The sequence below is a fragment of the Pseudomonas sp. IPO3747 genome (assembly GCF_013385245.1).
GTDB lineage: Bacteria > Pseudomonadota > Gammaproteobacteria > Pseudomonadales > Pseudomonadaceae > Aquipseudomonas > Aquipseudomonas edaphica.
Genome location: NZ_JACAQL010000009.1, coordinates 382,298 through 406,295, shown reverse-complemented (window position 1 = coordinate 406,295; position 23,998 = coordinate 382,298). Strand labels below are relative to the sequence as shown.

16 protein-coding genes are annotated in these 23,998 nt (G+C 61.4%); 5 read left to right on the top strand and 11 right to left on the bottom strand.

All coding sequences use genetic code 11. The features are described from left to right. Window positions 1-68 precede the first annotated feature (68 nt). The 8 genes from HX790_RS14995 to glnE all read right to left on the bottom strand — a co-directional run bounded on the left by HX790_RS14995 (window position 69) and on the right by glnE (window position 10,187). Window positions 69-1,511, bottom strand: a complete 1,443-nt coding sequence (locus tag HX790_RS14995) for a lipopolysaccharide kinase InaA family protein (protein WP_176991748.1) — start codon at window positions 1,509-1,511, stop codon at window positions 69-71. After that, window positions 1,511-2,263, bottom strand: a complete 753-nt coding sequence (locus tag HX790_RS14990; RefSeq protein WP_176991747.1) for a lipopolysaccharide kinase InaA family protein — start codon at window positions 2,261-2,263, stop codon at window positions 1,511-1,513. Before HX790_RS14990 ends, HX790_RS14995 begins: the two co-directional genes overlap by 1 nt. After that, a complete protein-coding gene (locus HX790_RS14985; RefSeq protein ID WP_017138512.1) occupies window positions 2,260-2,994 on the bottom strand; it encodes a lipopolysaccharide kinase InaA family protein in 735 nt (244 codons plus the stop codon). The genes HX790_RS14990 and HX790_RS14985 overlap by 4 nt, the downstream gene beginning before the upstream one ends. Further along, window positions 2,994-3,800, bottom strand: coding sequence for a lipopolysaccharide core heptose(I) kinase RfaP (gene rfaP, locus HX790_RS14980; protein ID WP_017138513.1), 807 nt, complete (start codon window positions 3,798-3,800; stop codon window positions 2,994-2,996). Before rfaP ends, HX790_RS14985 begins: the two co-directional genes overlap by 1 nt. Next, on the bottom strand, window positions 3,797-4,921 hold the full coding sequence (locus HX790_RS14975) for a glycosyltransferase family 4 protein (RefSeq protein WP_176991746.1): 1,125 nt from the start codon (window positions 4,919-4,921) through the stop codon (window positions 3,797-3,799). The genes rfaP and HX790_RS14975 overlap by 4 nt, the downstream gene beginning before the upstream one ends. After that, window positions 4,921-5,982: a lipopolysaccharide heptosyltransferase I gene (waaC, locus tag HX790_RS14970; RefSeq protein ID WP_176991745.1), complete on the bottom strand. Its 1,062-nt coding sequence runs from the start codon at window positions 5,980-5,982 to the stop codon at window positions 4,921-4,923. The genes HX790_RS14975 and waaC overlap by 1 nt, the downstream gene beginning before the upstream one ends. A 1-nt stretch (window position 5,983) precedes the next feature. Next, window positions 5,984-7,018: a lipopolysaccharide heptosyltransferase II gene (gene waaF, locus HX790_RS14965; protein WP_017138516.1), complete on the bottom strand. Its 1,035-nt coding sequence runs from the start codon at window positions 7,016-7,018 to the stop codon at window positions 5,984-5,986. A 229-nt stretch (window positions 7,019-7,247) separates the two neighbouring features. Next, on the bottom strand, window positions 7,248-10,187 hold the full coding sequence (gene glnE, locus HX790_RS14960) for a bifunctional [glutamate--ammonia ligase]-adenylyl-L-tyrosine phosphorylase/[glutamate--ammonia-ligase] adenylyltransferase (protein WP_017138518.1): 2,940 nt from the start codon (window positions 10,185-10,187) through the stop codon (window positions 7,248-7,250). 383 nt (window positions 10,188-10,570) lie between these two features. Here glnE and aceE point away from each other — a divergent pair, with 383 nt between their 5' ends. The 4 genes from aceE (at window position 10,571) to msrA (ending at window position 18,615) form a co-directional block, all read left to right on the top strand. After that, on the top strand, window positions 10,571-13,216 hold the full coding sequence (aceE, locus tag HX790_RS14955) for a pyruvate dehydrogenase (acetyl-transferring), homodimeric type (RefSeq protein WP_017138519.1): 2,646 nt from the start codon (window positions 10,571-10,573) through the stop codon (window positions 13,214-13,216). A gap of 11 nt (window positions 13,217-13,227) precedes the next feature. Beyond that, entirely contained in the window at window positions 13,228-14,895 is a 1,668-nt protein-coding gene (aceF, locus tag HX790_RS14950; protein ID WP_176991744.1) for a dihydrolipoyllysine-residue acetyltransferase, read from the top strand. A 306-nt stretch (window positions 14,896-15,201) separates the two neighbouring features. Continuing rightward, entirely contained in the window at window positions 15,202-17,895 is a 2,694-nt protein-coding gene (locus HX790_RS14945; RefSeq protein ID WP_017138521.1) for a bifunctional diguanylate cyclase/phosphodiesterase, read from the top strand. A 72-nt stretch (window positions 17,896-17,967) separates the two neighbouring features. Then, window positions 17,968-18,615, top strand: coding sequence for a peptide-methionine (S)-S-oxide reductase MsrA (msrA, locus tag HX790_RS14940; protein ID WP_017138522.1), 648 nt, complete (start codon window positions 17,968-17,970; stop codon window positions 18,613-18,615). Between the two features lie 96 nt (window positions 18,616-18,711). Here the strand turns inward: msrA and HX790_RS14935 are convergent, their stop codons facing one another. Then, complete coding sequence (locus HX790_RS14935; RefSeq protein WP_017138523.1) at window positions 18,712-19,548, bottom strand: 23S rRNA (adenine(2030)-N(6))-methyltransferase RlmJ; 837 nt, start codon at window positions 19,546-19,548, stop codon at window positions 18,712-18,714. A 249-nt stretch (window positions 19,549-19,797) separates the two neighbouring features. Between HX790_RS14935 and HX790_RS14930 the strand changes: the two genes are divergently transcribed. Beyond that, the gene (locus tag HX790_RS14930) at window positions 19,798-21,075 is read left to right on the top strand and encodes an O-acetylhomoserine aminocarboxypropyltransferase/cysteine synthase family protein (protein ID WP_176991743.1); all 1,278 of its coding nucleotides are present in this window, start codon (window positions 19,798-19,800) and stop codon (window positions 21,073-21,075) included. Here HX790_RS14930 and HX790_RS14925 read toward each other — a convergent pair. Continuing rightward, window positions 21,061-21,786 carry a DUF4123 domain-containing protein gene (locus tag HX790_RS14925; protein ID WP_176991742.1) on the bottom strand — a complete coding sequence of 242 codons (726 nt, stop codon included), beginning with the start codon at window positions 21,784-21,786 and terminating at the stop codon, window positions 21,061-21,063. The two genes, HX790_RS14930 and HX790_RS14925, sit on opposite strands and share 15 nt — an antisense overlap. Before the next feature lie 15 nt (window positions 21,787-21,801). Then, window positions 21,802-23,814 carry a type VI secretion system tip protein VgrG gene (locus HX790_RS14920; protein WP_176991741.1) on the bottom strand — a complete coding sequence of 671 codons (2,013 nt, stop codon included), beginning with the start codon at window positions 23,812-23,814 and terminating at the stop codon, window positions 21,802-21,804. Window positions 23,815-23,998: the final 184 nt, after the last annotated feature.

Here is a 23,998-nt window from a genome sequence, read left to right as displayed (position 1 = left end):
TGCACGTGGCTTGAGGAGCGGGACGCAGAGCGTCCGGGGCGGCATTCCCACGCAGAGCGTGGGAACGATCATTGCACCTGTTTGGGCAAACGCTGATCTATAAGCTGGTACAGCGCACTGCTCTCAGGCCAGTTACGCATAAACCGCGCGCGGTCCTTGGCGAACGCCGGCGCGAAGCTTGCGACCGAGCTGTGCTGACACATGGCGTCCAGGTCGATCAACGCCCAGCGATCCTCGGCCCAGAACAGGTTATGGCCCTTGAAATCACCATGGCTGATGCGCTCGCGGATCAGCTCGGCGAACAAGTGATCCAGGGCCAGCAGTTCATTCTCGGGTGCGTCGCCTTTCTCAACATACGGTGCGAAACGCTCGATGATGTCCGGCCCCGGCAGGTATTCAGTCACCAGGTAAGCCCGGCTGCGCAGCCACAAAAAGCGCTTTTCCAGCACCGCCAGCGGTTTGGGCGTGGCGATGCCGAGGAACGCCAGGCGGTTGCCTTCACGCCACGAATGCCAGGCCCGGCTGGGGCGCCAGAAGCGCTTGAGCCAATGGGCAAACCCCTTGATGTTATAGCGCTTGATCACCAAAGGCCGCCCGCCCGCTTCGACCTTGGCGACGGTGGCCGCACCACCGGTTTTGTACAAATGGCCTTGGTCGAGCAGCGCGTCGGCCTGCTCCAGCACCGGCAGCATTGCCGCCTCTTCCTCACGACGAATCGCACGCAAGGCAAAGGCGCCACGCACCACGCTGAACAGCGTGCATTCACGGCCGACCTTGTTCAAAAAGTCTTTCAAGCGCCAGGCGCTGACCTTGCGCACCTGTTTTTCCAGCGCTTGCAGCGGCAAGGCGTGCTCGCCGTTGCCCAGCAGGTAGTACACCAGCAATTCTTCGGTGAACGGCTCGAGGTTTTTCGGCAACTGGGCGAAGAACACGCCAAGGTTTTCCAGCACCCGGTTGCGCGACAGCGGCTTGCCCGCCTCCTCAACACGAATCCCGGCGCCATCAATCAGATACAGCTTGCCGTCCTGGCGCAGCAGGTTGTCCAGGTGCAGGTCTTCCTGCCACAGGCCTTTGGCGTGCATCTGCGCAATTGCGCCCAACGCCTCTGCGAGCACAGCCGTTTGCTCGTCCGCCAATGGTGGCAACCCTTCGACCGCCTGCCAGGCATCGGCGAGGCTTTCGGCACCTTCGATAAATTCAAACAGCAGCCAGCCGCCCTCGCCTTCCTGCAAGCCATCGGCCAGCAATTGTGGCGTGGTCAGGCCTTGCTCGGCCAGCAGGCGCACGCCGCTGAGTTCACGCTGAAAATGCCGCGCGGCCTTGCTGCCTACCAGCAACTTGGCCAACACCGGACGGCCGCGCCAGACGGCGGCGCCCACGTAGCGTTCGCCCGGCAACACGCGCAACAGGTTAAGCAGTTGCAGCTGGCCAGGGCCTGCGGCGTCGGCCAGCTCGAGGGTCAGCGGCAGCTCGGGCGTGCGGCCGGCTTTTTTCAGTTCGGACAAGCGCATCAGCGCTTCTCCTTGTGACTGCGCCGGGCCGTCAGGCGCTCGAACCAGGCGCCCACCCGCGCGCTGTCTTCAGGCTGGTCCAGATACGCTGCCAGCAGCTGCCGCACTTGCGCGTCCGACCATTGCGGCGCACGGCGCAGCAATGGCTCCAGGTCCTTGACCCGATCACGCCGGCCAAACAGCAGCGGGCGGGTTTTCTCCAGGTCGATCAACTGCGCGGCATAACCGTCTCCGAGCGGTTGCAGGAAAATATGCTTGGGGTAAAAACAGCCATGCACTTGCCCTACGCTGTGCAGGTGGCGCGCCAGCTGACCACAGGCCAGCAAGATCGCACGGTGCTGGTCGTCACTCAGCTGCGGCCATTGTTCGAGCAGTGAATCCAGGTCATTCCAGCCATCCAGGGCTCGGGTCAGCAACATCGCGCGGCGCTCGCCTTCAACCTTGCGCTCACCGAAAAACGCCGCCTGCAACGCCGGAATGCCCAGCTTCCGGTAGCGGCTGATATTACGGAACTCGCGGGCAAACGTCGGCTCGCCAAACGGCTTGCTGAGCGTGCGCGTCAGGTAGTTGCTCTGGCGCTTGAGGTAGTAACCCTGGCCATCAAGCTCCAGGCGAAACACGCTGCTCCAGCCGCCGTCGCTGGTATTGGGTTCATCCACCGCGTCCAGTTGCCTGGCCCACAGCGCATCGAAGTCAGCCAGGCCGTGGCGCGCAAGCAATGCGCGATCATCGGCCGCCAGGAAATCAGTCATTCGCGCCCCTCGAAAAACTTCACCACGTGACGGATTCGCTGTTTGTCCGAAGCCGTCAGGTGCTTACGTTGGCGGTATTGCATGTAGAAACGCAGGCGCTGGGTGGCCGACAAGTGATACTTGGCGACTTTATCCAGGCAGGCCAGGTCCTTGGTAATACGGTACTTGAGCCAGAAACCGCGCCAGAAATCGCCGTTGGGGCAATCGATCAGGTACAGCGTACGGTTATCGTCAACCAGCAGGTTGCGCCACTTCAAGTCGTTATGGGTAAAGCGGTGTTCGTGCATCGTGCGCGTGTATTCGGCGAGCTGACGGCTGATCACGTTGACCCACTGGGGGTCTTTCAAGCACGGATCGTTACGATCGGCCAGCACCGACAGGTCTTCGGTCTTGGGCAGCTCGCGGGTAATCATCGCCCCGCGCGCATAGGCCAAACCCTTGCGCTCAAGGCCCCAGGCCACCACGTCGGCGGTGGGAATCCCCCACTTGGCGAAGCGCTTGAGGTTCTGCCATTCGGACTTTACCCGAGGTTTTCCCAGGTAACGGCGCAGGCCTTTGCCGGCGCCTACGTAGCGTTTGACGTAGTAATTGACCCCGCCACGCTCCACCCGAATCACTTCCGACAAGGGGTCGCGCGTCAGTCGCTCACCCTGCAAGGCAAACACCGCCTCCAGGCTGCCGAAATCATCCGCCAGGGCGGCGTAAGCAGGTTCCAGGTTCCAACCCGCCATCAGATCGCATCCCCCAGGCGTTGCTTGCGCGCATACAGCTTGTCTGCCTTGCGCTGCAACAGGCTCAGGGACGCCGACTGCTCGGCCAGGATCTGGCGCAGCGGCTGTCGGAAGTAGCCTTTGAGAAAGCGCAGTTTGTCGCGCTGAGTCAGGCCGATGTCCAGCGCCGAGTAGTACAGCGCGGACAAGTCCTTGTCGCGCCAGCGCAGCGGCAGATGGGCACGCAATTGGGCACGGTGCAGGTCGATCACTGAAAGCTTGATGGTGCGCGCATCGATCGGCCGGGACGTATCCAGCAGGAAGTGGCACAGGTAGCAGTCGCGGTGATTGACGCCGCCACGGTGCATGTCGCCGACCATGCGCGCCAGTTCAGCGGTGAGCGCATGGCGCAATGCCGGTGCCGGCGGCTCGGCCACCCAGTTGACGGTCAGGTCTTCCAGGCTGATGGTCGGGGCCAGTTCTTCGGTGATGATGAACGAGTGCTGGTCGGCCGGGTTGCTGCCTTTTTCACCGAAGGCCACGCCGGTCATGGTCGGCACACCCAGTTCCTGCAAGCGGTGGATGGCCGACCATTCCAGGCCGGCACCCAGCACCGGCAGCTTGGCGGTGATCAGGTTCTTGAAGATCTCGCCCCAACCGATGCCACGGTGGATTTTCACGAAATACGGGCGGCCCTCCACCTCGGTACGCAAGGTGCGACGCGCCGCCAGTTCACGAAATACCTGGCCTTGCAGTTTCTCGACTTCGGCAAAGGCGTCACGCCCGGCCCATAAGGTCTTGAACGGTTCGGCAAGAATCAACTTCATCGTTTCGGCTCCGCCAGAATCACATCTGCCGCGTGCTGCGGCATGCTGTAGAGGTCGGCCGTCTCGGCGAAGGCCAAACCATTACGGCCCCAGGCCGCGCGCTGTGCAGTGTCGGTAAGCATGTGCGTGAGGTACTGGTTGAGCTGCGCTTGTTCAAACGGCTCATCCAGCACCAGCCCGCTGTCGGCTTCGCCAATGTAGTGGGCATACCCACACACCGCCGAGACCAGCACCGGCAACCCGGCCACCAGGGCTTCGAGCAACACGGTACCGGTATTTTCGTTGTACGCCGGGTGAATCAACAGGTCGGCGCCCAGCAGGAAACGCGGGATATCGCTGCGGCCCTTGAGGAACTGCACGTTATCGCCCAGCCCCAATGTGGCGCTCTGCAACTGGAATACTTTGGGGTCGTCCTGGCCGATTACAAACAGGCGCGTACGTTTTTTAAGCTCGGTCGGTAGCGCGGCCACGGCCTTGAGGCTGCGGTCGACGCCCTTGGTCTTGAAGCCGGAACCGATTTGTACCAGCAGCAACTCGTCGTCGCGCAGGTTGAACTCCTTGCGGAAACCTTCGCGGATTTCGGCCGCATTTGGCGGCGCGCGGCGGTCCTGGGCAATGCCCGGCGGCAGCAGGTGGAAGCGCTCCAGCGGCGTGTCGTAATGCTTAATGAACAGCGGTTGCTGCACTTCGGAGATCATCAACACTTCGGTCTTGGCGTCTTTGGCGAACACCGCACGTTCGTACTCGGCAAAGTGCTTGTAACGGCCAAAGCTTTTGTACAGCGAGTGACGCAGGTTTTGCGCCTTGTCTTCAAAGCAGCCGTCGGCGGCGTAGTAAACGTCCAGGCCGGGCATTTTGTTGAAGCCGATCAAACGGTCCACCGGGCGCTTGGCCAGGTCAGCGTCCATCCAGGCCAACAGTTTCTCGTTGCGCCGATGGTTGAAGAACGCCTTGACCGGCGCCACCAGCACTTCAAAGCCGGGCGGAATGTCGCCTTCCCAGATCAGCGTGTAGACCCGGATCGTATGGCCGCGCTGCTGGCACTCCAGGGCGATGCGCATGAAGTCGCGCTGCAGGCCACCGAAGGGGAAATATTTGTACAAAACAAAAGCCAGTTGCATCAGTGCAGCTCCTCAGCCAATAACAACGTGCTCAGCCGGCTTGCCACACGCTCAGGGTTCAAGCGCGTGAAGCACAGGGGTGACTCGCGCTTGATGTCGAACCGACGCAGGTCGTCGGCCGTCGGTTGATAGGTACAGTTTTTTTGCAGGCACGGTGCGCATGGGAAATCGCTGGCCAGGTGAATCTGGCCTTTGCCGTAGGCGCCCGTCAGGCCCGGGTTGGTGGGGCCGAACAGGGAGATAGTCGGCACGTCCAGCGCGGCGGCCAAGTGGCCCAGCCCCGTGTCCACCGCCACACAGGCGCGGGCACCGGCCAGCACACGGGCGACGCCGGCCAGGTTGAGTTTGGGCAGCACTTCGGCGTTTTGCAGGCCTTGGGCCAGACGCTCGGCGCGGGCCTTTTCGGCGGCATTGCCCCATGGCAATTTCACGTCCACACCCAGGCGGCCCATGCGTTCGGCCAGCTCACGCCAGTAGGCTTCGGGCCAGTGCTTGGTGTCCCAGGTGGTGCCATGCAGCAGCAGTACAAAGGGTTTTTTCGGCGGCAGGCCGAGCAACTTGTCGACGCTCAGGCCGTAATCGCCCAGGCCTTTGGGCAAGTCATAACCCAACGCCACGGCGAACAGCTGGCGCAAGCGTTCTACTGCATGCTGCCCACGGGCCACGGCCAGCCGGCGCGAGTAGAAACGCGCAGCCATCGGTTCACGGGCAGAATTCTTATCAAAACCGGCCACCGGCGCGCGTACATAGCGCGTCAGCCAGGCGCTTTTGAGCAGCCCTTGGGCATCGATCACCAAATCGTACTTGGTCGACTGCACGCTCTGCTTGAAGCGCCGCCATTCACCGCTCTTGATGGTTTGCCAGATGTTCTTGCGCCAGCGACGAATCGCCACCGGGATCACTTTGTCCACGGCTGGGTGCCAGGTGGGAATCTCGGCAAAGCCTTCTTCCACCACCCAGTCAAAGCGGATGCCAGGGATCGCCCGCGCCGCGTCGGTCAGTGCCGGCAAGGCGTGGATCACATCGCCCAGGGATGAGGTCTTGACTACCAATACGCGCAAACTAGCGAACCTCGACCGCGGAACCCTGCAACCGCTGCAAGGCTTCATTCACCGGCTGCGGCAGCAACTGACGCATGCAGTTGTAATGGCCAAAACGGCAGGTACGCTCAAAGCACGGGCTGCAATCCAGGCCCAGGCGCACCACCTCAACCTTGTCGGCCAAAGGCGGGGTAAAACCGGGCGACGTCGAGCCATACACCGCCACCAAGGGGCGATTCAGCGCCGCCGCCACGTGCATCAGGCCGGAGTCGTTGGACACCACTGAGTCCGCGCAGGAGAGTAAATCGATAGCCTCGGCCAGCGACGTGTCGCCACTGAGGTTCACCGCTTCTTCACGCAGGCCGGGGATCAGGCGCTGGCGAATGTCTTCGCCGACCGGATGATCCTTCTTCGAACCAAACAGCCACACCTGCCAGCCTTCGCGAATCTTCATCTCGGCGACTTTGGCGTAATGCTCCGACGGCCAGCGCTTGGACTCGCCAAACTCGGCGCCGGGGCACAGCGCCAGCACTGGACGGTCAAGCGCCAGGCCGAACTTGGCCAGCGCCGCGTCACGGCTCACCGGATCGATCTGCAGGCTCGGGCGCGGGTACGGCGTGGGCAACTCGGCGCCGGGCTCGTAGGCCAGCGCCATGAAACGTTCGATCATCAGCGGGTAGCGCGCCTTGTCGAGGGTGCGCACGTCATTAAGCAACACGTAGCGAAACTCGCCGCGCCAGCCGGTACGTTTAGGGATGCCGGCAAAGTACGGCACCAACGCCGACTTGAGCGAGTTGGGCAGCAAAATCGCCTGGTCGTACTGGCCGACCATGGATTTACCGATGCGTCGGCGCGTCGCCAATTCAAGGGCGCCATGGCCGAGCGGGAAGCTCAAGGCCGTGCGCACTTCGGGCATGCGCTCGAGGATCGGCCGGCTCCACTCAGGGGCGAGCACGTCGATTTGGCAGTCGGGATGACGTTGCTTGAGGCACTGGAACAGTGTCTGCGCCATCACCATGTCACCGACCCAACTAGGCCCAACGATCAGAATATTCATGTAGTTTCCACAAACGATGCGGGGAGGCTTATGCCTCCCCGCATCGTTATTTACTGTAGGTCACGGTAGCCACTTTGTGTCAGAGCTGGCTTGTGTGGGAGCTGGCTTGCCTGCGAAGGCATCAACTCGGTATCACTGATAAACCGAGGCGTCTGCATCGCGGGCAAGCCCGGCTCCCACACAAAGCTGTGTGTCCACATTAGATTGGCATCCCACATTTAATCGAGTTTCAGCTTAACCCCAGTTCATTCCAGATTCGCATCACCTGGCGCCGTTCGTCGGCGAACTGATCCCCGGCTACCGTGCCGGCCTCGTTTTGCAAGGCCTGGCGGTGCGCAGCGGAACGGTAGGCCTTATACACCTCCCGCAGCAGATGGGCATCGGCAGCGGGCATCAGCCCGACCTGCTCCAGGCCTTCCAGAATGCGGATATTGTCGGTATAGCGCAGCAACGATGGATGTTGCGCAGACCACGCCAAAGCCGCGTATTGCACCATAAATTCAATATCGACGATACCACCGGCGTCTTGCTTGAGGTCGAACACGGTCGTCGGCTCGAAGGCGTTCGCCCCCGTCCCGGCAGCCGTCGCCTTGGTGCCCAGGTTATCGCGCATCTTGGCGCGCATCTCGCTGACCTCCTGGCGCAGCTTCGCCAAGTCACGTTCACGCCCCAGTACGTTAGCGCGTACCTGCTCGAACGCATGGCCCACATCCTGGCTGCCCACCAGTACCCGCGCGCGGATCAAGGCCTGATGTTCCCAAGTCCAGGCTTCATTTTCCTGGTAGCGCTCAAACGCCCCCAACGAGCTGACCAGCAAACCGGAGGCGCCGGAAGGTCGCAGGCGCATGTCCACTTCATACAATTGGCCGGAGTTGGTCTGGGTGGTGAGCAGGTGAATGATCCGCTGGCCCAGACGCGTAAAGAACTGCGCGCCGTCGATGGGTTTGGCGCCATCGGTCTCGGCCTGGGGATCACCGTCGTGGATGAACACCAGGTCAAGGTCCGAGCCATGCCCCAGCTCGATGCCGCCGACTTTCCCGTAACCCACAATGATGAACCCCGGGTCGCACAGGCTGCCGTCCACGCGCTGCGGTGAGCCATGACGGGCGACCGTCTGGCGCCAGGCCAGGGCCAGCACTTGTTCGAGGATAGCTTCGGCGAGCCAGGTCAAATAGTCGCTGACCTTCATCAACGGCAGGCTGCCGGCGATTTCCGAAGCGGCTACACGCAGTCGGTGGGCCAGTTTGAAGTGACGCAAGGCCTCCATCTGTTGTTCAAGGTCATCTTCGGGGATGCGTGTGAGGCGCTCACGCAGCTCAGCGGCGAGCTCCGGCGCCAAAGGTGGCTTGAACAGGCGGCCTTCGTTGAGCAACTCATCGAGCAGCAGCGGGAAGCGCGTGATTTGCTCGGCAATCCACGGGCTGGCGGCGCACAGCGTTAACAAGCGGCGCAGGGCGTCGGGGTTTTCGGTCAGCAGCACCAGGTAAGCAGAACGTCGCGCCACAGCCTCCACCAGCGGCAGCACGCGCTCGAGCACCAGATCCGGGTTGGCGTGCTCGACGGCCTGGGCCAGCAGGCGCGGGATAAAGGCGTCGAGCCGCTCGCGACCGAGGCGCTGCATGGCGCGCAACTGCGGGCTGCCACGCAGGCCAGCCAAGGCTTTGAGGGCTTTGGACGCGTCAGTAAAACCACCCTCGGCCAGTTGGCGACAAGCGGCGTCTTCGTCCTGGGACTCTTCCCACAACGGTAACCACTCCCCGCCCACCACCAGCTCGCTTTCTTCGCCTTCTTCTTCGTCAGGATCAGCAATCACCTGACGGAAGTGCCAGTCCACCCGGCCACGCCAATACATCAAACGCTCATGGAACGCGGCCCAGTCGACAAAGCCCAGCATAAAGGCAATGCGCGCCTGATCTTCGGGGCTGTCCGGCAGCATTTGCGTCTGACGGTCGGCAATCGCCTGGATCGCGTGCTCGGTATAACGCAGGAACTCATAACCATTGCGCAACTCCGCGATCACCGCAGGCGGCAAGTAGCCCTGGCCTTCCAGCGTGCCGAGCACCATCAGCAACGGCCGCTGCTGCAGGCTCAGGTCGCGGCCACCGTGGATCAACTGGAACGCCTGGGCGATAAATTCCACCTCGCGGATGCCGCCCGAGCCCAGCTTGATATTCTCGGCCATGCCCTTGCGCCGCACTTCCTGCTGGATCAGCTGTTTCATGGTGCGCAATGCTTCAATCGCAGAAAAATCCAGGTAACGGCGGTAAACGAACGGGCGCAGCATATCCAGCAATTGCGCGCCGGCCACCTGGTCGCCGGCCACCACGCGCGCCTTGATCATGGCGTAGCGTTCCCAGTCGCGGCCTTGATCCTGGTAGTACTGCTCCAGCGCATTGAAGCTGAGCACCAGCGCACCGGCCGAACCGTAGGGGCGCAAGCGCATGTCGACACGGAACACAAAACCATCGACCGTCATCGGGTCGAGCGCCTTGATCAATTTTTGACCAAGGCGAATGAAAAACTCCTGGTTGTCCAAGGCGCGCTTCACGCCGACCGTTTCGCCGCCTTCGGGGTAGGCGAAGATCAGGTCGATGTCCGACGACAGGTTCAACTCCACCGCGCCGAGCTTGCCCATGCCGAGGATGACCATGTGCTGGGCTTCGCCGCTGCGCCGGCCAGTGGGCGTGCCGAACTGTACGCAGTGGCGCTGGTACAGCCACTGGTAAGCCTGGTCGATGCTGGCGTCGGCCATGTCGGAAAGGTCGCGACAGGTTTGCACCAGGTCCGCCTGTCGGGTCAGGTCGCGCCAGATAATGCGCACTTGCTGACGTGTGCGTTGGCGGCGCAGCACCCGGCCCAACTCATCTTCTGTTTCGGCCTGTTGCACGGCACCGGCGATCTGACTGCACAGCTCACCGGGCGCAAAGCCGCGGTCCAGCTCGCCCCAGGCCACCAGCTCAAGCAACATCAAAGGGTCACGAACACTCTGTTCAATGACGAAATCACTGGCGGCGCACACCCGGGCAAAGTCGGCCCACCGTTGCGGCGTCCACGCAGAAAGTCCATGATCGGCGTCCAGCGCGGCCACTGCGTCACGAAATGACTGCTCGGCCCGCTGGGCAAAAGGCAAGAGAATGGCCGGCAGTTCGGCCAGCGTTGGAAGGCTCATGGTCTATCCTTGATCGGCGCGCGAAAGGCATGTGGTTGTGAAGGCAAGAACCACGCTTGGTGAAGGACTGTCGAACAAAGGTTAGAAATAGCTGAAATTAATTTCATCTTGGCAGCCAGCATCAAACTTTCACCTTTTCTTGTTCGCAAATGATCAACAATAACGATTATGCTCACCAGCCAGACCGAGCCATACGCTCAGTCTTGTGTAGTTTTACTACTCGTATATACATTCGAAAGGCTGAAATGGCCGACGATTTGTAGTAAAACTACAGGACGCCGAAGCAACCTTCGGTCATCCAAGAATTTATGTCGTCTGCCCACAAGGCCAGTCGCAAACTTCAGGCAACCGATTCTGGTAGCCTTTCCGCCCTGGAGCAAGCCATGCAAGACCTCGATCCCGTCGAAACCCAGGAATGGCTGGACGCCCTGGAATCGGTTCTCGACAAAGAAGGCGAAGACCGTGCTCATTATTTGATGACCCGTATGGGCGAACTCGCGACCCGCAGCGGCTCGCAATTGCCTTACGCCATCACCACGCCATACCGCAACACCATCCCCGTTACCCACGAAGCACGCATGCCTGGCGACCTGTTCATGGAACGCCGCATTCGCTCGCTGGTACGTTGGAACGCCATGGCGATGGTAATGCGCACGAACTTGAAAGATTCTGACCTGGGCGGTCACATCTCCAGCTTCGCTTCCAGCGCAACCCTGTATGACATCGGCTTCAACTACTTCTTCCAGGCCCCGACCGACGAACACGGCGGCGACCTGATCTACTTCCAGGGCCACACCTCGCCAGGCGTCTATGCCCGTGCGTTCATGGAAGGCCGCATCACCGAAGAACACATGAACAACTTCCGCCAGGAAGTGGACGGTAACGGCCTGTCGTCGTACCCGCACCCTTGGCTGATGCCTGATTTCTGGCAGTTCCCGACAGTATCCATGGGCCTTGGCCCGATCCAGGCGATCTACCAGGCACGCTTCATGAAGTACCTGGAAGCCCGTGGTTTCATCCCTGAAGGCAAGCAGAAAGTCTGGTGCTTCCTGGGCGACGGCGAGTGTGACGAGCCGGAATCCCTGGGCGCCATCTCCCTGGCCGGCCGCGAGAAGCTCGACAACCTGATCTTCGTCATCAACTGCAACCTGCAGCGCCTCGACGGCCCGGTTCGCGGCAACGGCAAGATCATCCAGGAACTCGAAGGCGTGTTCCGCGGTGCTCAGTGGAACGTGACCAAAGTCATCTGGGGCCGTTTCTGGGACCCACTGCTGGCCAAGGACGTCGACGGTATCCTGCAACGTCGCATGGACGAAGTCATCGACGGCGAGTACCAGAACTACAAAGCCAAAGACGGCGCGTTCGTACGTGAACACTTCTTCAACACGCCTGAACTCAAGGCAATGGTTGCAGACCTGTCCGACGACGAGATCTGGAAACTCAACCGTGGCGGCCACGACCCGTACAAGGTCTACGCGGCGTACCACGAAGCGGTCAACCACAAAGAACAACCTACCGTCATCCTGGCCAAGACCATCAAAGGTTATGGCACCGGTGCCGGCGAAGCGAAGAACACTGCGCACAACACCAAGAAAGTTGATGTTGAAAGCCTGAAGCTGTTCCGCGATCGCTTCGACATCCCGGTCAAGGATGAAGAGCTGGAAAACCTGCCGTTCTTCAAGCCGGAGCCAAACAGCGCCGAAGCCCGCTACCTCAGCGAGCGTCGCACTGCACTGGGCGGTTTCGTGCCACAGCGCCGCGCCAAGTCTTTCGACATCCCGACTCCGCCACTCGATACCCTCAAGGCTATCCTGGACGGCTCGGGCGACCGTGAAATCTCCACCACCATGGCTTTCGTGCGCATCCTGGCGCAGTTGGTCAAGGACAAGGAAATCGGTTCGCGCATCGTCCCGATCATCCCGGACGAAGCCCGTACCTTCGGTATGGAAGGCATGTTCCGTCAGTTGGGCATCTACTCCTCCGTCGGCCAGCTCTACGAGCCAGTCGATAAAGACCAGGTGATGTTCTACAAGGAAGACAAGAAGGGCCAGATCCTCGAAGAAGGCATCAACGAAGCGGGCGCCATGAGCTCCTTCATCGCTGCCGGTACTTCGTACTCCAGCCACAACCAGCCGATGCTGCCGTTCTACATCTTCTACTCGATGTTCGGCTTCCAGCGTATCGGCGACCTGGCGTGGGCAGCAGGCGACAGCCGTACCCGTGGCTTCCTGATCGGCGGCACCGCCGGCCGGACCACGCTGAACGGCGAAGGCCTGCAACACGAAGACGGTCACAGCCACATCCTGGCTGCCACCATCCCGAACTGCCGCACCTTTGATCCAACCTACGGCTATGAGCTGGCGGTGATCATCCAGGACGGCATGAAGAAGATGACCGAAGAGCAGCAGGACGTTTTCTACTACATCACTGTGATGAACGAGTCCTACCAGCAACCTGCCATGCCGGCTGGTGTTGAGGAAGGCATCATCAAGGGCATGTACCTGCTCGAAGAAGACACCAAGGAAGCGGCGCACCACGTGCAGCTGATGGGCTCCGGCACCATCCTGCGTGAAGTGCGTGAAGCGGCGAAGATCCTGCGTGAAGAGTTCAACGTCGGCGCTGACGTGTGGAGCGTTACCAGCTTCAACGAACTGCGTCGCGACGGCCTGGCAGTCGAGCGCAACAACCGCCTGCACCCAGGTCAGAAACCAGCCAAGAGCTACGTCGAAGAGTGCCTGGCCGGCCGTAAAGGTCCAGTCATTGCCTCTACCGACTACATGAAGCTGTTTGCTGAACAGATTCGCCAGTGGGTCCCGTCCAAGGAATTCAAAGTCCTGGGCACCGACGGTTTCGGCCGCAGTGACAGCCGCAAAAAGCTGCGTCACTTCTTCGAAGTTGACCGTCACTTCGTGGTGTTGGCAGCCCTGGAAGCCTTGGCTGACCGTGGTGAGATCGAACCTAAGGTGGTGGCTGACGCTATCGTCAAGTTCGGGATCAACCCGGAAAAACGCAACCCACTGGACTGCTGAGGAGATTTTTTGTGAGCGAACTCATTCGCGTACCTGACATCGGCAGCGGTGAAGGTGAAGTAATCGAGCTGTTTGTGAAGGTCGGCGACACCGTCGAAGCCGACCAGAGCATCCTGACCCTGGAGTCGGACAAGGCGAGCATGGAAATCCCTGCTCCCAAGGCCGGCGTGGTCAAGAGCCTGAAAGTGAAGCTGGGCGACCGCCTGAAAGAAGGCGACGAACTGCTGGAACTGGAAATCGAAGGCGCCGCTGATGCGGCCCCTGCGCCAGCCCCGGCTGCCGCTGCTGCACCCGCACCTGCCGCTGCTGCACCCGCACCTGCCGCTGAAAAACCTGCTGCTGCCGAGGCCCCTGCGGCCCCGGCTGCTGCTCCGGCCGCTGCCACTGTTCAGGATATTCATGTTCCGGACATCGGCTCGTCGGGCAAGGCCAAGATCATCGAGCTGCTGGTCAAGGTCGGCGACACCGTCGAAGCCGACCAGTCACTGATCACCCTGGAGTCCGACAAGGCCTCCATGGAAATCCCATCGCCGGCTGCCGGCGTAGTGGAAAGCATCGCGGTCAAGCTGGAAGACGAAGTCGGCACTGGCGACTTCATCCTCAAGCTCAAAGTACAAGGCGCTGCACCTGCTGCAGCTGCGCCAGCACCGGCTGCTGCTCCGGCTGCCAAGGCTGAAGCTGCTCCGGCGGCTGCCGCTCCTGCACCTGCTGCAAAAGCCGAGGCCGCACCGGCGGCTGCGTCTGCACCTGCGCCAAGCGGTGCCAAGGTTCACGCCGGCCCTGCCGTGCGTCAGCTGGCCCGTGAGTTCGGCGTTGAGCTCAACGCTGTGTCGGCCACCGGCCCGCATGGTCGCGTGCTGAAGGAAGACGTGCAGGTTTACGTCAAAGCCATGATGCAGAAGGCCAAGGAAGCTCCGGCTGCCGGCGCTGCGACTGGCGGCGCTGGTATTCCACCGATCCCGGTCGTGGACTTCAGCCGCTTCGGCGAAACCGAAGAAGTGCCGATGACCCGCCTGATGCAAATCGGCGCGTCGAGCCTGCACCGCAGCTGGCTGAACATCCCGCACGTGACTCAGTTCGACCAGGCCGATATCACCGACCTGGAAGCGTTCCGCGTTGCGCAGAAAGCCGTGGCCGAAAAAGCCGGTGTGAAACTGACCGTGCTGCCACTGTTGCTCAAGGCGTGCGCGCACCTGCTCAAGGAGCTGCCGGACTTCAACAGTTCGCTGGCACCAAGCGGCAAGGCGATCATTCGCAAGAAGTACGTGAACGTAGGTTTCGCCGTGGATACCCCGGACGGCCTGCTGGTTCCTGTGATCAAGAACGTTGATCAGAAGAGCCTGCTGCAACTCGCCGCTGAAGCTGCTGCGCTGGCTGCCAAGGCCCGCGACAAGAAGCTCACCGCCGATGACATGCAAGGCGCTTGCTTCACGATCTCCAGCCTTGGTCACATTGGCGGTACTGGCTTCACGCCAATCGTCAACGCGCCGGAAGTGGCGATCCTGGGTGTGTCCAAGGCCACTATCCAGCCTGTGTGGGACGGTAAAGCGTTCCAGCCGAAGCTGATGCTGCCGCTGTCGTTGTCCTACGATCACCGTGTGATCAACGGCGCTGCTGCTGCCCGCTTCACGCAGCGTCTGAGCCAACTGCTCAACGACATCCGCACCATCTTGCTATAAGCCTCAAACGGGCCTCCCTGTCACCGGGGAGGCCTGGCACTACCGATTTCCGAGCGCCACGCTCGTACCTCAACCCCGCCACTTGGCGGGGCTTTTTTTGGGTGTCTGTTGAACACGCAAAACAGGTTTGTACACCTTCCATCACCCCGATTGCAGAAATCCCCCACGCGGCCGATAACAGGGTTATAGCACTTAGCCTTCATCCTCTCTTGTCAGTGCGTGCTGCATGATGCAACCTTGCCGCAGGTGACAGTAAAGAGGGCGTGAGCCCGGCGCCGTGCGCATCTTCCCAAGCGAGTTTCCCCCATGAAAAGCCAACCCGATGTCGCCCGTATGGCGGCCGAGGTAGTGACGCAATTACCGGTGCCTTCGCGCCTCGGTATGCTGCGTTTCGAGCGGCTTAATGAGGCAAGCTGGGCGCTGCTGTACCTGGACCCCAATTGCGAGCGCCAATTCGGCCTGCCGGCGGTGGAACTGTGCGCCTTGATCGGCACCCCCTACGCCAGCCTGATGGAACCCCAGGCGCGCTATCAACTGCACGACACCATCCAGCAGCAGCTGGCCCATAGCCCGCATTACCTGGTGCGCTACACCCTGCACACCAACGATGGGCCTTTGAGCCTGCTGGAGATGGGCGAGGCGTATAAACAACACAATCGCCACCTGTTGCGCGGCTACCTGATGGTGGTCGACGGCCTGTTCAGCGAAATCCCCACCGCCGCCCCGACCGCCGACCTGGAAAACCAGAACAGCCGCCTGCAGATTGCCCTGGAACTCAACCAGCGTGCCCAGCAGGAACAGCTGCAGCACCTTGAACGGGTACGCGCCCAACAGGAGCTGATCCTGCTGCTGGCGCGCCAGCGCTACACCACGCCGAATTCGCTGCAAGAAGCCGCCGAGCTGATCACCCGCAGTGCCTGCGATATCTACCAGATCGACTGCGCCAGCATCTGGAACCTCGAAGGCCAGCGCCTGGTGCCGATCTCGGCCTACCACCGCGAAGACCAGCAGCACCACTTGCCCGAAGCGATTGACGCCAGCAACTTCCCGGATTACCTGGAAGCCCTGCATTCGAGCCGTGCCATCGACGCCACCCACGCGATGCGTGACCCGCGCACCCGGGAAATGGCCGAGAGCCTGCGCGCCAAGGACGTCCACGCCATGCTCGACGCCAGCATCCGCGTAGATGGCCAGGTCGTCGGTGTGTTGTGCCTGGAGCAAAGTGGCAGCTCGCGTGCCTGGCAGTCGGATGAGATCGCCTTTGCCGGCGAGCTGGCGGACCAGTTCGCGCAAGTGATCAATAACCACAACCGCCGCACCGCCACCAGCGCCTTGCACCTGTTCCAGCGCGCGGTGGAACAAAGCGCCAACGCCTTTCTGCTGGTCAATTGCGACGGCGTGGTGGAGTACGTCAACCCAAGCTTTACCGCGATCACCCAGTACAGTGCCGAAGAAGTCCACGGCCACCGCCTGGCACAGTTGCCGGCCCTGGAAAACCTCAGCGAACTGCTGTTCGACGCGCCGTCGAGCCTGGCCAAGAGCAACAGCTGGCAGGGTGAATTCAAGAGCCGGCGCAAAAACCTGGAACCCTATTGGGGCCAGCTGTCGATCTCCAAGGTGTATGGCGACAACCGTGAGTTGACCCACTACATCGGCATCTACGAAGACATCACCCAGACCAAGCTCGCGCAGCAGCGTATCGAGCGCCTGGCCTACACCGATAACCTGACCAACCTGGGCAACCGCCCGGCGTTTATTCGCAACCTTGATGAACGCTTCGCCCGCGACAGCGACAGCCCGATCAGCCTGCTGCTGGTGGACATCGACAACTTCAAGCGCATCAACGACAGCCTCGGTCACCAGACCGGTGACAAACTGCTGATCAGCCTGGCCCGGCGCCTGCGCAACAGCCTGAGTGCCGGTGGCAGCCTGGCGCGTTTTGCCAGTAACGAGTTTGCGGTGTTGCTGGACGATACCGACCTTGAGACCGGCCAACAGGTGGCCAGCCAATTGCTGACCACCCTCGACAAGCCGATGTTTGTCGACAACCAGTTGATCAGCGTCACCGGCTCCGTGGGCCTGGCCTGTGCACCGCTGCACGGCCGCGACCCACAGACCCTGATGCGTAACGCCGGTTTGGCCCTGCACAAGGCCAAGGCCAACGGCAAACATCAGGTGCAGGTCTTCACCGAGGCCCTGAACGCCGAGGCCAGTTACAAGCTGTTCGTGGAAAACAACCTGCGCCGCGCCCTGACCCAAAACGAGCTGGACGTGTTCTACCAGCCCAAACTGTGCCTGCGCAGCGGCCGCTTGCTGGGCATGGAAGCGCTGCTGCGCTGGAATCACCCGGAAAAGGGCATGATCCGCCCGGACCAGTTCATCAGCGTGGCCGAAGAAACCGGGTTGATCATCCCCATCGGCAAATGGATCGCGCGCCAGGCCTGCCGCATGAGCAAGCAGTTGAGCGCAGGCGGCATGGGCAATCTGCAGGTGGCGATCAACCTGTCGCCCAAGCAGTTCTCCGACCCGGACCTGGTGGCGTCGATCGCCACCATCCTCAAGGAAGAACAACTCCCGGCCAACCTGCTGGAGCTGGAGTTGACCGAAGGTTTGCTGCTCGAAGCCACCGAAGACACGCGCCTTCAACTCGACCAGCTCAAGAGCTTCGGCCTGACCCTGGCCATGGACGACTTCGGCACCGGCTACTCGTCGCTGAGCTACCTGAAAAAATTCCCCATCGACATCATCAAGATCGATCGCAGCTTTATCCACGAAATCCCGGACAACCAGGACGACATGGAGATCACCTCGGCGGTCATCGCCATGGCCCATAACCTCAAGCTCAAGGTAGTGGCCGAGGGCATCGAGACGGCCGAACAGCTGGCGTTCCTGCGCCGCCATCGCTGCGATGTGGGCCAGGGCTACCTGTTCGACCGGCCGATCCCCGGTGCAGAGCTGTTGGAAAAGCTTAAACGCTATCCGCGCGGGCCAATCGCCTGACAGCGCTGTAACACTCGGGCACACTGGCTGTCTGTCTTAATACATAACTCAATCTGACTGAGAGGACTGATCATGGTCTTGCGCTCGGAAATTCTGGTGAACAAAAACGTGCTGCCGACTCAAGAACAAGCTTTGCCTGGCCGTGAAACGCCGATGAACCTGCCCGAAACCCACTTCGTCAACGGCAACCCGCTGCTTGGCCCCTTTGTCGACAACGTAGAGTTTGCGATCTTCGGCCTCGGTTGCTTCTGGGGTGCCGAACGGCGGTTCTGGCAGCGCGACGGCGTGGTCAGCACCGTGGTCGGTTACGCCGGTGGCTACACGCCGAACCCGACCTACGAAGAAGTCTGCTCGGGCCTGACCGGCCACAGCGAGGTGGTACTGGTTGTGTTTGACCAGGACAAGATCAGCTATGAAGAACTGCTGAAAATGTTCTGGGAGTTGCACAACCCCACCCAGGGCATGCGCCAGGGCAACGACATCGGCACCCAATACCGCTCGGTGATCTACGCGGTGAAACCTGAGCATCTGGAAGCGGCCAAGGCCAGCGCCGATGCCTATCAGGCTGAATTGAACAAGGCGGGCCTGGGTGTGATCACGACTGAAATCGAACAAGCCCCGACGGTGTATTTCGCCGAGGCGTACCACCAGCAGTACCTGGCGAAGAATCCGCAAGGCTATTGCGGCATCGGCGGTACCGGCGTGACCTGCCCTATCTGACGCCAAAAGCATCGCGGGCAAGCCCGCTCCCACCTTGGAATGCATTCCAAATGTGGGAGCGGGCTTGCCCGCGATAGCGTTCCGACAGGCGACTCATTACTCAGCGATGAGCCAATCCATCTGCCACCCACCCTGGGTCTGACCAAGTTTCTTGGACAGCCACGGCAGCAGCTCACGAAGCTCCTCCTCCAGCCCCCACGGCGGGTTGGCAATCGCCAGGCCCGAGCCGGTCAGGGTGTTGGGCGTGTCCAACGGATGCACCAGCAATTCCACACGCAGCAGCTTCGGCGCGCCGGTGCCGGCCAGGTCCTGATAGAAACGCCGCAGCATGCGCTGGTCCTTCACCGGGTACCAGATCGCCGCGACGGTCTGGCGCATGCGGCTGACCGCTTCCTTGAGGGACGCCGCGCAGCGCTGCATCTCATCAAGTTGTTCAAACGGCGGATCGATCAGCATCAACGCGCGTTTTTCCGGCACTGGCAGCAAAGCACGTGGCACATGCCAGCCTTCGCCCAAGTGCACTTTGACCCGGCGATCGCCTTTCATGTTGTCCTTGAGCAGCACGCCGTCTTCCGGGTGCTTCTCATTGAGCAATACACGGTCCTGGGGCCGCGTGAGGCGGCGCGCCAGCTCCGGCGAGCCTGGGTAGTAGCGCAACTGGCCGTCCGGGTTCATCTCGTGCAGCACACGCATGTAGTCGGCGGTGAGTGGCGGCAGGTCGCTTTCGCCCCACAGGCGCGCAATGCCTTCCAGGTATTCGCCGGTGCGGTTGGCCTGGTCGCCCTGCAAGTCGTACAGGCCAATCCCTGCGTGGGTGTCGAGGTAGGCGAACGGCTGCTCCTTGCGCGACATCAGGGCGATGAGGCGGGTCAAGGTCAGGTGTTTGAAGACATCGGCGTGGTTGCCGGCGTGAAAGGCGTGACGATAATTCATGGTTGCTCCTGCGCAGGGGCGAAGTTTACCTTCTACGGCGGCAAAGGTGCAGGGCTGCGTGTCGGGCGGTGCTTATGTCGCAAAGGCAGGCGCACTGCCGAAAACAATCTATGGCTGCTGTGGGAGCTGGCTTGCCTGCGATGGCATCACCGCGGTATTACCCGTACACCGCGGTGCTGGCATCGCAGGCAAGCCAGCCCCCACATTGCTTGGGGGCAACCCTGGAATCCAAGGAGGTCAACCCGCATCATGAAAGACGCCACCATTGCATTGCACCACGGCTTCAAGTCGGACCCGACCACCAAGGCCGTCGCCGTGCCGATCTACCAGAACGTCGCCTTCGAGTTCGATAATGCCCAGCATGGCGCCGACCTGTTCAATCTGGACGTGCCCGGCAACATCTACACACGCATCATGAACCCGACCAACGACGTGCTGGAGCAGCGCATTGCCGCCCTTGAAGGCGGTATCGCCGCCCTGGCCGTGTCGGCCGGTAGCGCGGCGATTCACTATGCAATCCAGACCCTCACCCGTGCGGGCGACAATATCGTCACCACGCCCCAGCTTTACGGCGGCACCTACACCTTGTTCGCCCACCTGCTGCCAAGCTTTGGCGTCGACGTGCGCTTCGCCCGCGACGACTCTGCCCAGGCCATCGCCGAACTGATCGACGACAACACCAAGCTGGTCTACTGCGAAAGCATCGGCAACCCGGCAGGCAATATTATCGACATTGAAGCCCTGGCCGATGTCGCCCATGCGCGCGGCGTACCACTGATGGTGGATAACACCGTGGCCACGCCGATCCTGTGCAAGCCGATTCAGTTCGGCGCCGACATCGTGGTGCACTCGGTCACCAAATATGTGGGTGGCCATGGCAACTCCCTGGGCGGTGTGATCGTCGACAGCGGCAGCTTCCCCTGGACCCAATACCCGGAAAAATTCCCCGGTCTCAACCAACCGGAGCCGGCCTACCACGGGGTGGTCTACACGGAAAAGTTCGGCCCCGCCGCCTTCATTGCCCGCGCCCGCACCGTGCCGTTGCGCAACACCGGGGCGGCGCTGGCGCCAATGAATGCGTTCCTGTTGCTGCAAGGCCTGGAAACCCTGGCCTTGCGCATGGAGCGCCATACCGAAAACGCGCTGAAGGTTGCGCAGTTCCTGCAAGGCCACGCCGAGGTGGAGTGGGTCAGCTACGCCGGGCTGCCGGACCACCCGCACCACGCCTTGGCGCAGAAATACATGCAGGGCAAACCCTCGGCGATCCTGTCATTCGGCTTGAAAGGCGGCTATGACGCGGGCGTGCGTTTCTACGATGCCCTGCAAATCTTCAAGCGGTTGGTGAATATTGGCGATGCCAAATCCCTGGCCTGCCACCCCGCGTCCACCACTCACCGGCAGATGAACGAGCAGGAACAGGCCAAGGCCGGCGTGAAGCCGGAGATGATTCGCCTGTCGGTCGGCATCGAGGCGATTGAAGACTTGATCGAGGACCTGCAGCAGGCCCTGGCTTCAACTCAACTCTGAAGCCAGATAATCCGCCAGCGCTTGAGGGCTGACGTCGGGCCTGCGCGAAAAGTAGGCGACCTTGTGCCGCAAAGTCGCAGGCCTGAACGCGGTGTAGAGGTCCGGGCGCTGCTCTTCGAGCCATTGCAGCAGGTTGCCGATCAGCACCTGCGGCGATCGCTCTGCCAAGTGCTCAAGCAGCGACGCAGGCACTTGCCACCATGGGCTGGCCTTGGCCGCCGTGGCCGGGCCGGTGCTGACGGCCAGCGGCTGGCCATTGATCAGGTAGCGCTGAAACACCGGCAACACGCGTGCGGCCTCATCGCCGAGCTTCTGCAGAATGGGCAGCCACTGAGCGCCATCCCAAAAGCGTAAAAACACCGCCTGCTCATCCGGCAACCACACTTTGGTCAGGCCTTGCAGGTGCGCAGCCACCGTCTCCGGCGGGCTGGACGAGACCGCGAGCCAACCCCAGTCCGTTGCCTCGGCGCTGGCGACCCAATCAAGGAAGGCACTGCCCGGCTCAACAATGCCCACATAAGGCATGACGTCGACCCATTCGGCGTAAGCCGTACCGGCCCATATCGAATGCGGCAATTTCCTCGGTGCCAGGGTTTGCCATGCATTAAGCGGCCTGGCTTCGCTGGCGCTGCCCAACACTGCGTAGAGGCGCTCCTCGGGTTGTAGTGGCCACTGTGCGAGCCAGGCGCTGGGAACCATGGACTGAAACATCGGGATAAATTCCATTTAAGGGTGAGAGTGTCCGGGAATATCACACTGGCCGTTCTTGCAGCGCTCACACTCCTCGCAAAACGGCGCACTGCGCTTGAGGCTGGCAACCTGTACGCCACTGAGTGGTGCAGCAACAGCCGCTGACAACGTTTCGGTAAGACCCGGCATCAACGGCATCGGCACGGCAGCGGGTGCACCGCCAACCTGGATCGGCACACTGCTGAAAATTCCGGCGGCCGACAGCGTGATCGATTGCCCTCCGGCCTGGATTGTCACGCTGGCGCCCGCATCGATGACCACGCTTTGCCCGGCGCCGATCTGGATGGTCCGCCCGGCCCGCACCTGCTGCGAGCCAGCGACGACCAGATGATCATCCTGCTTGAGTTCCGCGAGGCGATTGCCATGGGTGATGCGCTGCTCTTCACCCAGCAGCTCATGGTGGGATTCGCCGCCCACCTTGATCCGACGCTGGTTATCCACCTGGACGTGTTGGTCATGCAAGACGTGCTGGGTCCAGTCGCGCTGGGCACGCAGGTAAATCTCCTCGGCGCCTTTGCGATCCTCAATGCGCAACTCGTTGTAACCGCCGCCGCCCGGGGTGCTTTGGCTTCGGAACAGGCTGCGGGTCTTTTCCGCCGGCAGGTCAAGGGGCAACAGATTCGCCGCGTTGGGCAGGCAGCCCATCACCAGCGGCATATCCACGTCGCCATTGACGAAGCCCACCAGCACCTCCATGCCGACCCGCGGGATCAGCACCGCACCGTAACGGTCGTGAGCCCAGCCGCTGGCTACCCGCAGCCAGCAACTGGAGTACTCGTTGTGTTCGCCGTCGCGATCCCAGGCCATCTGCACTTTGACGCGACCGTATTCGTCGCAATGGACCTCAGCGTCGGCAGGCCCGGTGACCACTGCGTTCTGGTAGCCCGATATTTGCGGGCGGGACATGATCAGCGGCGTTCGAAACGGCACATCCCAAGGTGTGACGACAAACTCATTGTGGTAGCCGGGGGAGACGCCATCGTCATAAGTGTCAGGCGCAGATTCCTCAAGGACCTGAGGCTGTTGCCCTGAATGGTACAACCGGGTAACCAACCACAAATTATTCCATTCCGGACGAGGGTGCCCGGTCATCTTCAGGAACTGCCCAGTGGACAAGGCCGGCTGGTCACCACTGCCGCTGGCTTGGCGAAAGTCACTGCGATGACGCTCAAGCACCCGTTGCGCCAAGTACTTGCCATGGGCTCGATCAGTGAAGTGCCCAGGGTAGTACTGCTCATTCAGCACAGGCTGTTGCCCGCTGGATGCCGCGCTTTCCAGGACCAGACCGGGCTTTTTGAAATCATAATCGCGCACGCTTACGCCGGTGGTGCGGGTCTCCAACCGCAGGATGAAGTGCTTGATCGCAGGGGCCCCGGCCACCATGGCGGAACCGGCCGAGTAGGGAGTGGCTTGGTCTGGCTGGGTGAACACGCTTTGGTCATCGCCAAACACCAACAGATGGCGTTCGGGGCTGTGCTGGAAGTGATAGTGAATGCCCGACTCCACGCACAAGCGCTGAATGAACGCCAGATCGGTTTCGCCGAACTGAACACAGTACTCACGCTCGGGGTATTGCCCACTCACCTGAAACGCAAAGGCATCACCCTGGATACCCTGTGCCTCCAGTACCAGCGCAATGATCTGCGGCACGGTTTTTTTCTGAAAGATCCGCTGGTGCGTGCTGTGCTCCAGATAAGCCAACTGCGGCACCAGGGTGATCTGGTAACGGGTCAGGCGCTTGCCGGAATCGCCTTGCGCCACCCGGTACACCTGGCCATGAACGCCGTGCCCTTGCGTATCAAACCCCAGGAACGCCTGACGGTGCAGGAGGCTATCGAGGTCCAGGTCGGGTTGTTCGCTCACCAACTCAAGGTCAAAACGAAAAGGCAGGCTGATAAATTCATCACCCGAAAACCCTCGAACCTTGAGTTCACTGGGCTGCCCATCAAGGGTCAGGTTAAAGGCACTTTGATTGGCAAGAGCAAACATCCGGTGTCTCTCCGCAAGGGGTGGGCGAGCGATTCTGCACCAGCTTTTCACCCACCAGAGCACACCACGGACAAATCAGTAAGCTCCTACACCCTGGGTGCCGGATTCTTCATGTATCTGGCGTCGAAGGCACGCCAAGGCCGTGCTAGCGTAATAGCTCCTCCTCACCGGATCACTGGAAAAA